This window comes from Geothermobacter hydrogeniphilus (assembly GCF_002093115.1).
Lineage (GTDB): Bacteria > Desulfobacterota > Desulfuromonadia > Desulfuromonadales > Geothermobacteraceae > Geothermobacter_A > Geothermobacter_A hydrogeniphilus.
In genome coordinates this window covers 1-10,083 of the sequence record NZ_NAAD01000040.1, presented here as the reverse complement: position 1 = coordinate 10,083, position 10,083 = coordinate 1, and the positions used below count along the sequence as shown (strand labels likewise).

Genomic DNA, 10,083 nt, shown 5'->3' with positions numbered 1-10,083 from the left:
GAACCTCGAACCTCGAACCTCGAACCTCGAACCTCGAACCTCGAACCTCGAACCTACCTGATCAGATCCTTCAGCCAGTGAAACGCCACCAGGGTGCCGATTGCCGAGCCGATGGAGGAGAAGAGGAAGACCAGCAGCACCCGGGTGACCCGGTTGCGCCACCAGCCGCGCAGATTGGCGAGGTCTTCACCGACATGCTCCAGGTCACGGACCGTCGGGGCGGCGATAAAGGCCTGCACCAGGCCGACCACCATGCCGGCGCCGATGGTTGGATTGAGAGAGGTGATCGGGGCGGCGACGAAGGCGGCGAGGACCGACAGCGGATGGCCGAAGGCGAGGATGGTTCCGGCTGCTGAAAGCAGGCCGTTGACCAGCACCCAGGCGACCGCGGCATCGGCCATCGCCTGACGGTCACCGAAGAAAAAACCGGCAATGAACAGGGCGATGACAATGCCCGGAATCAGCCAGGGAATCAGCTTCGAAATCATGGATTTGGCCGGAATGACATCCAGCTCGGCAAAGGTCTGCGGATCAGCCGGCTGCTGAATCCGGCTGCAGATTCCGGCTGCATGGGCCGCGCCGACCACTGCCACCAGTTTCTGTCCGGGGGCGCGGCGGATCTTTTCCGCCATGTAGGCATCCCGCTCATCCACCAGGATCTGCTTGACGTTCGGCAGCAGATCGCCCATCTCTTCCAGCATTGCCGACAGGGTGTCGGTTTCGCGAAGTTTGTCCAGTTCCTCTTCGTTGATTTCCTGTTTTTCAAACAGGCTGGCGAGCAGGGTCGAAAGCAGCTGCAGCTTGCGCCACAGCCCGGTTTTGCGCCAGGCGCGCAGCAGGGTGGTGCGGATGTTGCGGTCGATCAGTTCGACCGCGATACCGTGTTCCTCGGCGGTTTCGGCGGCGGCGGCGAGTTCCGCCCCCGGCTTCACCCCGGTCTGCAGCCCCATCCGTTTCTGAAACGAGGCCAGCGCCAGGTTGGCCAGCAGGAAAGGCACCTGGCCCTTGCGCACCACCTGGATCAGGTTGAGCGATTCCCAGCGGTTGCGGTCGCGCAGGGCCTGAAACCGCTGGGCGTCGAGTTCGATACAGACGGTATCGGGCTGCTCCGCGGCGATCACCTCGCGCACTGTGTCCACCGAGTTCTGGGAAATATGGGCGGTGCCGATCAGGATGATTTCGCGGCCATCCAGTTCCAGGCGGGTGATATCTGAGGTCGGAGTTTCGGTCATGCGTGGGGTTCCATTCAGTCAAACGACAAGGGTTTCTGTCGTGAACAGCTGTCGTGTCATGGGGATTTTCCGCATGGACACTAGCATAACCGGTTGCCGGCGAACAGAAATTTTTCGGCCGGATGCGCTTTCCAACGGCTCGAAAGGACGCAAAAAAGGCGCCTCTTGAATAGGGGCGCCTTTTTCCAGCAAAGACTCTCCACCGCTGCCGTGGGTCTCGGGGCCTCAGGCGACTCCCGAATAAGTGGGACCGTTTACCGGCACTTCAGGCGTCCCGCTACGTGGCGGGCTGGCACACCATGTCGTTGAAACAGTCCCGTTCTACAACTATACCGCCGGGGCTTTGCGACCTCACCTGCAAGGCAGAGAGCCAATATGCTTCAGTATAGAAAAGTGTCACTGTCCGGACAAGGAAAAAGTCACTTGTGAGGACTCTTTTTGTCGATTGCCCGCGGATTGATCAGATGCTCTTCAGGGTGGTCAATAAATATGCAGGCGGTGAGGTTGCTGTTTGTCAACTGGTTGAAATCATAGCTAAAAACAACTGGCATGGTTGCTGCTAACCGTTCAATCATGACAGTGGTCGACAGCTTCCGGGCTGTCTGCCGACGACAGGGTCGCCGCGGAACAACGTCGTTCGCGTGTGATTCCCTGGCCGATAATGAATAACCGGGCAATGGCGCCCCGCTTTATCCGTTGATACCACGGGTGAAGCGGGGCGTTTTCTGTTTCCCCTGAATCAGTGAGTACCTTGTCGGCGGAGAGTACAAGTCATTGATCTGTCTGAGCTTCCCAAAAATCACCAGCGAACCTATGGGTGCGCTTCAGATTTTTGGAAATCCCATTCAGACCAAGCACTTGCACTCTCCATCCAACAGAAAATCACTGATTCAGGTTTCCGGACAGGCATCCATGATCCCAGGAAGTTCAATTCATCAACGCTGGAAAGGAGATGGCCATGAAACGGGTCGAATGCATCATCAAGCCGTTCAAACTGGACGACGTCAAGACTGCCCTGACAGATCTCGGAATCACCGGGATGACCGTCAGCGAGGTCCGGGGTTTCGGGCGCCAGAAGGGGCACACGGAACTTTATCGCGGCGCCGAGTACCAGGTTGATTTCATCCCCAAGGTGAAGATCGACCTGGTGGTCGCCGCCGACCAGGTCGGGGCGGTGGTCGCAGCCGTGCAGAAGGAAGCCTGTACCGGCCGCATCGGTGACGGCAAGATTTTCGTTTCCGATATCGGTCAGGCGGTGCGTATCCGTACCGGAGAAGTCGGTATCGATTCCCTGTAACCTGAATCAGTGAGCCCCTTACCGGCGGATAGCGCAAGTCATTGACCTGCCTGAGCTTCCCCAAAATGACCAGCGAACCTATGGGTGCGCTTCAAATTTTTGGGAATCCCATTCAGGCCAAGTACTTACACTCTCCATCCGACAGGAACTCACGGATTCAGGTGTAACTCTAAAAACAAAGGAGGATTTCACCATGTTGAAGCGTATTGCCTTGCTGACCTCTTTCCTGCTGGTTCTGCTGCCGAGCCTGGTTTTGGCTGGAGACGCGCCGCTGACCGCCGGTCAGGTGCAGACCAACCTCAATTTCGTCTGGACCCTGGTGGCCGCTTTCCTGGTTTTCCTGATGCAGGCCGGGTTCGCCATGGTCGAGGCCGGGTTCACCCGGGCCAAGAATGCCTGCAACATCATGATGAAGAACATGATGGATTTCTCGGTTGGAGCCATTGCCTTCTGGGCGGTCGGCTTCGGTCTGATGTTCGGGGGCAGCAACGGCTGGTTCGGAACGTCTGACTTCTTTTTCGGTGGTGCCGTCGGTGATGACGCGCCCTGGAACTATGCGTTCTGGATGTTCCAGGTAGTTTTCGCCGCCACCGCCGCAACAATCATCTCCGGCGCGGTGGCTGAACGTACCAAGTTCAGTGCCTACCTGGTTTATTCGGTCCTGGTTTCGGCCCTGATCTATCCGATTTTCGGCGGCTGGGCCTGGGGATCCTTGTATCACGGCAACGGCTGGCTGGAGGGTCTCGGCTTCATCGATTTCGCCGGTTCGAGCGTGGTGCATTCGGTCGGCGGCTGGCTGGCCCTGGCCGGCGCCATCGTCGTCGGCCCGCGGCTCGGCAAGTTCGACAAAGACGGCAAGGCGCGGCCGATTCCGGGGCACAATATTCCCATCGCCTCCCTCGGGGTTTTCCTGCTCTGGTTCGGCTGGTACGGGTTCAATCCCGGGTCCACCACCACCGGTGATACTTCCATCGCGCTGATTGCCGTAACCACCACCCTGGCCGGCGCGGCCGGTGCCTTTTCCGCCATGGCCGCAACCTGGATCAAGTACGGCAAGAGCGATATCGGCATGACCTGCAACGGTGCCCTGGCCGGGTTGGTCGGCATCACCGCCGGTTGTGCCAATGTCAGCCCGGCCTCGGCGGTCATTATCGGTCTGGTGGCCGGGGTGCTGGTGCTCTTTTCGGTCCTCTTTTTCGAAAAGATCAGGATTGATGATCCGGTCGGTGCCGTTTCGGTCCACGGGGTCTGCGGCGCCTGGGGTACCCTGGCGGCCGGACTGTTCGACAGCGCCGGTTTTTCACTGAAAACCGTGGGTGTGCAGCTGGTCGGCATCGGTGCCTGTTTCGCCTGGGCTTTTGTTGCCGGGCTGGTGGTCTTCAAGCTGATCGACCTGGTGATCGGCATGCGCGTCACCGAAGAGGAGGAGTTGGCCGGTCTCGATTTCTCCGAACATGGCGCCAATGCCTATCCCGATTTCCATACCGTGCATCTCGGCAGTGTTATTACTCCCGGCGGCTCCGGTGGCAATGCCTCCAGGGCGGTCGATTCGCTTTCGGCCCGCCCGGTCGAACAACCCTGAAAATATCCCACTCTCCGGGCGGAGTCAGTCGCCGCCCGGAATCTTCAACCCTTGACAAGGAGTTTGAATAAAATGAAAAAGCTGTGTCTGATATTGATTGTTTCGGTTCTTGCCGTTGTCTGCCTGGCCCCGGTTTCCGCCATGGCTTTTCAGGCTGAAGGTGATGCCTATATCGGCGTTTATGACAAGTACCTGTGGCGCGGATTCGATTTGAGCGGCGGAATGCCGGTCACCCAGGGCGGGGTTGATGTCAGCTTCGGAGCCTTAACAGTCAGTTACTGGAGCAATCTGCAGCTGAAAAATGACGTCGGCGAAGGTTTCGATGCGGGAGAGATCAACGAAACCGATCTGACGCTCGATTACTCACGAGATCTGAACGACCTGGTGTCGATCAGTGTCGGCAACATTTTCTATGCTCTGGACGGTGCCGAGGATACCAACGAACTCTATGCCGGTGTTTCTCTTCATACCATCGCGTCCCCGTCACTGACCGTCTTCTATGATTGGGACAAGGCCGAAGAGAGCGGCCTGTTCTATGTTTTTGCGGTCGAACAGGGCTTCAAGATCATGGATAAGCTGAGCGTGACGCCGGGCCTGTCGGTTTCATACAACGACGAGAGCGATTATTCCGTCGGCAACTACAGTGACTTTCACGATTACGAGTTCGTACTCCGCGCCGATTACGAACTGGCTGACGACCTCGCGGTTTCGGCATCCTATGTTTTCTCCAGTGCCCTGAGTGATGATGCCAAGTTGGCGATCGACAGTCAGAACCAGGTCGGGGTCAATGTCACCCTGGCATTCTGAACGGGGGGATGATCGTCGTGCTGAAGCCCCCGGCTCTGCCGGGGGATACTCAACGTGGTTTCCTTCCGTCGACCCGTTGGCGCATCCCACTGGAGAAGAAAGACATCATCAAGTACAATCGGTGCATGTCTGTCACCTGCCCGGATTTCGATTCCACCCTGCCAATCGTCGACCGTCCCTGGCAGATCGACTGCCCCGAGCCGATCCCCGACCCGGCGGCCAGCATCGGTTACGACGAACAGTTGCTGCAGCGGGTACTCAGCGGTGACAGCGGACCCGTCATCTGCATAAAACATGATCCCCGCTGCCTGGTGGTGACCCGCCGCGAGGCGCGGTTTCCGCATTTCGAGGAGGCTGCAGAGATCCTGGCGGGGGAGGGCTGGCCGCTGGTGGTGCGTTGCTCCGGCGGTTCCTGCGTGCCGCAGGGGCCGGGGATCCTCAACCTGTCGCTGGTTTTTCCCAAGCCGAAGGGATGGCTGCTGGAGAACGGTTATCGACTCCTCTGCGGCTTGTTCGCCCGGCTGCTGGAAGGCTACGGTTTGGCGGCCGGGATCGGTGAAGTTCCCGGTTCCTTCTGTGACGGCCGCTACAACCTGCAGGTTGCCGGCCGCAAATTGCTCGGCACCGCCCAGCGCTGGGCCGGGGGGAGCAGTGGGCGGTCGGCGGTGCTGGCTCATGCCTGCCTGCTGGTTGACCTCGACCTGGTCGAGGCGACGGCGGCGGTGAATCGCTTCTACCGGCTCTGCGGGCAGGAGCTGCAGTTCGATCCGGGGGCCTGTGCCACCCTGCGGGAATGTCTCGGCGGGGAAGCCTCGGGATTGCTCATGGCGGACCTGTTCACCCGTCTGGAAATGTTGCTCGGAGAATTTTTCTCTTCTCCCGACTGAGTGCGGCCAGGAAGATGCCCGCCTGTTCGAACGGTGGCGCTGCATCCCCCTTAATCCAGGTCCGCGCCTGCAGGGGGGACGACCGCATGGCACCATACGGTTCGCGCCCACAGGGGTAGGGGCGACCGGCCGGTCGCCCCTACTTTGGGCTGGAAATTCTCTCCCTGACCGGCTAAACTGCCGCCCATGCTCAGATTCCTGCCAAGAAAACTGCGTGTCGTTATTTCGATGTCGCTGCTCTGCGGCAACACCGCGCTTCACTGCCTGCCGATCTTCTGCCTCGCGCTGGCCAAGCTGGTTGTTCCGCTTCCCGTCTGGCGCGGGCTCTGCACCCGACTGCTCAATGTCATGACCTCCTCCTGGATCACGGTCAACGGCTTCTGGATCGGCATGGTTCGAAAAAATCCCTGGGATGTTGACATCAGGAGTGAATTGAGTCCCGATAACTGGTATCTGGTCACCTGCAACCATCAGTCGTGGGCCGATATTTTTATCTCCCAGCAACTGCTCAACCGGCGTGTGCCGCAGATGAAGTTTTTTCTCAAGCAGGAACTGATCTGGGTTCCGGTGATCGGGCTGGTCTGGTGGGCGCTCGATTTTCCGTTCATGAAGCGCTACAGCAAGCAGTACCTGAAAAAACACCCCGAAAAGCGTGGCAAGGATTTCGAAACCACCCGCCGTGCCTGTGCCAAATTCCGTCACCTGCCGGCGGCGATCTTCAATTTCATGGAAGGAACCCGCTTCACGCCCGACAAGCATCAACGGCAGTCCTCACCCTACCGGCATCTGCTTAAACCGCGCCCCGGCGGCACCGGGTATGTCCTCGGCGCCATGGGCGAACAGCTGCAGGCACTGATCGACATCACCATCTACTATCCGGAGGGTGTCCCCGGTTTCCGGGATTTTCTCAGTGGAGACAAGAGCAGCGTCAAAGTGGTGATTGATTCCCGGCCGCTTCCGCAGCATCTGCGCAGTGGCGATTATGGCAGCGATCCGGCCTTTCGGACGGCGGTGCAGAAATGGGTCAATGAAATCTGGCAGGAGAAGGACGAACTGCTGGAATCATTGGCGGCAGAATCCTGATTATCCTTTCCTCCGCTATCTTCACAGCTTCTCCGGCCCCCGCGGTCGTGTCAGATTGTCCTCGTTGATCCGTTCTCTACCGTTATTCTCCGACGGATTCAGGGTGTCGTCAACACTATGGGATCACACGAGAATTTCGTTCGTTTCTGATATTGAAAAGAAAATTCAAAAAAAATGTTGACAAATATAACCAGATTGGTAATATTACCTCCAACAGAACACTTCTTCTTCATGTTCTGCCCTCCTGTAACACACGCACACAACCTTTTTCCCCGCAGTTTCACCCTCCTGAACTGCGGGGACTTTTTTTGCCCATCAGCTGTACCCCGGCACTCTAAAGCGGTAAAATATCTACAGGCGCGGACAGGGGCGGTTACCGCCTCCGGCAGGACGGTGTTCCGCACCTGTCACAGATTTTTGCGGTTTCACAAGCATTTTGCCGGAGAAGGAGAATCGTCATGGGACGCAAATATGTTGAATGCAGGGATTTTTCCGGAGACGATCACTGCAGTGAAGTTCTGACCGGAAACAATGACGAAGAACTGATGGAAGCGGTGATCAAGCATGCCATCAACATGCATGGAATGGCGAACACCACCGACTTCAGAACCAAGGTTTCGATGACGTTCAAAGAGGGGACGCCGACGCATTAAGGTTGCCGGCGGGCGAACCCGGCGCCGGGGAAATTGCACAGAGTCTTCCGGCGGGGAAAAGAGGAGGGGTCGGTGAGTTCACCGACCCCTGCTTATTTGACGAAATAGCCGGCCACGCGCCAGAGGTGGTCATCATCCAGCATGACGATGATCTGTTCCTTGGTGTCGGGCTGGTTCCGATATTTCGATTCGTAGTTGAGCATGATGTACTCGCCGTCGGGGCTGTCCTTGGCCTCGGTCGTATAGCGGGCTTCGACCTGTTTGCGTTCCACCACCGGTCCGGTCCATTGGCGCAGACTGGTCAGTTTCTTGATCCACTCTTCACTGGGAACTTTTTCCTGCAGCAGTTTGGCCGCGGCCTGCCAGCTTTGTTCATAGTTCTGGTTGTCGACCAGTTGCAGAAACCGGGTTGCGCTCCGGTTTGCCTCCGCCAGCTTGGCCGGATCCGGCTTCTGGTGCAGTCGGGGGAGAATGATGATCGCCAGGGCGGCGAGCAGCAGGGTGACATGGATTCCGTATTTTCTCAGCAAAACAACCTCCGGAATGTAAAACGAGCTGCCGGTTCGTGTCAGGCAAACCGGCGACAGAAAATTGTATGGGGATACTCCTGAATCCGTGAGTTCCAGTTGGATGGAGAATGCAAGTGCCTGGTCTTAAATGGGATTTCCAAAAATCTGAAGCGCACCCGTAGGTTCGCTGGTGATTTTTGGGAAGCTCAGGCAGAGCAATGACTTGTGCTATCCGCCGACAAGGGACTCACCGATTCAGGGATACTATAAGCGGGATGGGGGACGAGGGCAACAGCTTCATTGCTTCTGCCGATATCGGAACCGGTCTATTCCAGCAGTTGCTTCATGATCCCGAAAGCGGCCGTGCGCCCGTCGGCGGCGGCGGTCACCGCCAGGTCGGCGCCGCGATGGCAGTCGCCGCCGGAAAAGATCTTCGCGTGGCTGGTGCGTCCTTCGGCATCGACCTGGATGTTGCCCCACTGCTGCAGTTCGATGCCCTCCTGTTCCAGGAAGGGATGGGGTTCCTGGTCGAAGCCGAGGGCCATGATGATGACATCCGCCGGGACGCAGTGGTCGGAGTCGGCGAGCATTTCAACGCGCTGTCGACCGCTGTCATCGGGTTCTCCAAGTTGGGTGCGGACCGCGTCGATACCGACCAGATTGCCCTGTTCATCAAGCACAATACGTGTCGGCGCCTCGTTAAAGAGGAAATGGACGCCCTCCTCGGCGGCATTGTGAAACTCTTTGCTGCTGCCGGGCATGTTGGCCGCGTCCCGGCGATAGAGACAGGTGACACTTTCGGCACCCTCGCGAACGGCAGTGCGAACACAGTCCATGGCGGTGTCGCCGCCGCCGACCACCACCACCCGCTTGCCGAGAACCGAGAAGCGTTCCATCCACGAGCGCCCGGCGAGGCGGCGCTGGACACTGGTGAGAAACTCCATGGCCAGGTAGACCTGTTCGTGATCCTCGTTGGGGATGTTGGCGCGTTTGCCGTTGGTGGCACCGAGGCCGAGGAAAACGGCATCGAAATCGGTCACCAGCCTGGCCAACGGCAGGTCACTGCCGATATTGCTGTTCAGGTGCAGGGTCAGGCCCGCCTGCTGCATGATCTCGAAGCGGTGGCTGACCGTCGCCTTGTCGAGCTTGAAGCCGGGAATGCCGCAGGCGAGCAGGCCGCCGGGGATGTCGGAGCGTTCAAACATCTCCACTTCGATCCCCGCCCGCAGCAGGAAATGGGCACAACTCATCCCGGCCGGACCTGAGCCGACCACGGCAACCTTTTTGCCGCGGGTCAGGCCGGGGAAGGGAAGCTTGAAGCCGGCGCGGAAGCCGAGGTCGGTGATCGAGGCCTCGATGGCGCCGATGGAAATCGCGCCGTAGCCGTCATCGAGAGTGCAGGCCCCTTCGCAGAGCCGGTTGTGGGGGCAGATGCGGCCGAGAATCTCGGGAAAAGGCGAGGTCTCGTTGCAGAGCAGGAACGCCTTCTCCAGGTCCTTCTCGGCAACCGCCTCCAGCCACTGCGGAATGTAATTCTGCAGCGGACAGCCGATTGCGGTGCAGAAAGGATCGCCGCACTGCACGCAGCGCTCCGCCTGCCGCCTGACCACACGGTTGTTGAAAAACCGGTAGATCTCCTCGAAGTTGAGAACCCGCTGGTTGACGTCCTCTTTGGCGGGGTCTTCGCGGGTTGTGTTTATAAATCCTTGCATTTCGTCTCCGTAGGGCGGCGAACAGCTTAACGCCGTCTCCGTAGGGCGGCGAACAGCTTCACCCTGTCTGCGTTGTTGCAGCGGAGATAGTCATCCTCGACGTAGCTGCCGCTACGCCTGCGGTGCCCATCTCTGCTGCGCCTAGCATCCAAGGCAAATCTGCTCGCCTTGTGGCTGTGTTGAGTGGCAAAACAGCTTCACGCCGTCTGCTGCGTTACCTCGGCATAAATCTGTTTGCCTTTGACCATATCGGTATTTTACCCTTTCCTCGCACCTCGCACCTCGCACCTCGCACCTCGCACCTCGCACCTCGCACCTCGC

Annotated in this window: 10 protein-coding genes and 1 other RNA gene; 6 read left to right on the top strand and 5 right to left on the bottom strand. The window is 58.7% G+C overall.

Annotated elements, in window-relative coordinates:
* Window positions 1–53: 53 nt before the first annotated feature.
* From B5V00_RS16485 to B5V00_RS17260, 3 genes are all read right to left on the bottom strand, one after another.
* The gene (locus B5V00_RS16485) at window positions 54–1,232 is read right to left on the bottom strand and encodes a TraB/GumN family protein (protein WP_085011906.1); all 1,179 of its coding nucleotides are present in this window, start codon (window positions 1,230–1,232) and stop codon (window positions 54–56) included.
* Between the two features lie 192 nt (window positions 1,233–1,424).
* Window positions 1,425–1,604: non-coding RNA, 6S RNA (gene ssrS / locus B5V00_RS16480), on the bottom strand.
* Window positions 1,605–1,651: 47 nt separating this feature from the next.
* Window positions 1,652–1,807 (bottom strand): hypothetical protein, encoded by a 156-nt coding sequence (locus B5V00_RS17260; protein WP_172399792.1) that lies wholly within the window; start codon window positions 1,805–1,807, stop codon window positions 1,652–1,654.
* A gap of 383 nt (window positions 1,808–2,190) precedes the next feature.
* Here B5V00_RS17260 and B5V00_RS16475 point away from each other — a divergent pair, with 383 nt between their 5' ends.
* The 6 genes from B5V00_RS16475 to B5V00_RS16450 all read left to right on the top strand — a co-directional run bounded on the left by B5V00_RS16475 (window position 2,191) and on the right by B5V00_RS16450 (window position 7,541).
* Window positions 2,191–2,529 carry a P-II family nitrogen regulator gene (locus tag B5V00_RS16475; protein WP_085011905.1) on the top strand — a complete coding sequence of 113 codons (339 nt, stop codon included), beginning with the start codon at window positions 2,191–2,193 and terminating at the stop codon, window positions 2,527–2,529.
* A 193-nt stretch (window positions 2,530–2,722) separates the two neighbouring features.
* Window positions 2,723–4,111, top strand: coding sequence for an ammonium transporter (locus B5V00_RS16470; RefSeq protein ID WP_085011904.1), 1,389 nt, complete (start codon window positions 2,723–2,725; stop codon window positions 4,109–4,111).
* 72 nt (window positions 4,112–4,183) lie between these two features.
* Window positions 4,184–4,918: a TorF family putative porin gene (locus tag B5V00_RS16465; protein WP_085011903.1), complete on the top strand. Its 735-nt coding sequence runs from the start codon at window positions 4,184–4,186 to the stop codon at window positions 4,916–4,918.
* Between the two features lie 17 nt (window positions 4,919–4,935).
* Complete coding sequence (locus B5V00_RS16460) at window positions 4,936–5,805, top strand: lipoate--protein ligase family protein (protein WP_139800818.1); 870 nt, start codon at window positions 4,936–4,938, stop codon at window positions 5,803–5,805.
* A gap of 186 nt (window positions 5,806–5,991) precedes the next feature.
* Window positions 5,992–6,888, top strand: coding sequence for an acyltransferase (locus B5V00_RS16455; RefSeq protein WP_085011901.1), 897 nt, complete (start codon window positions 5,992–5,994; stop codon window positions 6,886–6,888).
* A 458-nt stretch (window positions 6,889–7,346) separates the two neighbouring features.
* A complete protein-coding gene (locus tag B5V00_RS16450) occupies window positions 7,347–7,541 on the top strand; it encodes a DUF1059 domain-containing protein (protein ID WP_085011900.1) in 195 nt (64 codons plus the stop codon).
* A 92-nt stretch (window positions 7,542–7,633) separates the two neighbouring features.
* On the opposite strand, the gene B5V00_RS16445 is transcribed toward B5V00_RS16450, so the two are convergent.
* The gene (locus B5V00_RS16445) at window positions 7,634–8,071 is read right to left on the bottom strand and encodes a DUF4019 domain-containing protein (RefSeq protein ID WP_172399791.1); all 438 of its coding nucleotides are present in this window, start codon (window positions 8,069–8,071) and stop codon (window positions 7,634–7,636) included.
* Between the two features lie 305 nt (window positions 8,072–8,376).
* Window positions 8,377–9,762 (bottom strand): glutamate synthase subunit beta, encoded by a 1,386-nt coding sequence (locus B5V00_RS16440; RefSeq protein WP_085011898.1) that lies wholly within the window; start codon window positions 9,760–9,762, stop codon window positions 8,377–8,379.
* Window positions 9,763–10,083 lie beyond the last annotated feature (321 nt).

Coding starts and splice junctions, on each gene's coding strand:
- B5V00_RS16465 (WP_085011903.1), top strand. CDS start 4,184: ATGAAAAAGCTGTGTCTGATATTGATTGTTTCGGTTCTTGCCGTTGTC.
- B5V00_RS16455 (WP_085011901.1), top strand. CDS start 5,992: ATGCTCAGATTCCTGCCAAGAAAACTGCGTGTCGTTATTTCGATGTCG.
- B5V00_RS16450 (WP_085011900.1), top strand. CDS start 7,347: ATGGGACGCAAATATGTTGAATGCAGGGATTTTTCCGGAGACGATCAC.
- B5V00_RS16475 (WP_085011905.1), top strand. CDS start 2,191: ATGAAACGGGTCGAATGCATCATCAAGCCGTTCAAACTGGACGACGTC.
- B5V00_RS17260 (WP_172399792.1), bottom strand. CDS start 1,807: ATGATTGAACGGTTAGCAGCAACCATGCCAGTTGTTTTTAGCTATGAT.
- B5V00_RS16485 (WP_085011906.1), bottom strand. CDS start 1,232: ATGACCGAAACTCCGACCTCAGATATCACCCGCCTGGAACTGGATGGC.
- B5V00_RS16470 (WP_085011904.1), top strand. CDS start 2,723: ATGTTGAAGCGTATTGCCTTGCTGACCTCTTTCCTGCTGGTTCTGCTG.
- B5V00_RS16440 (WP_085011898.1), bottom strand. CDS start 9,762: ATGCAAGGATTTATAAACACAACCCGCGAAGACCCCGCCAAAGAGGAC.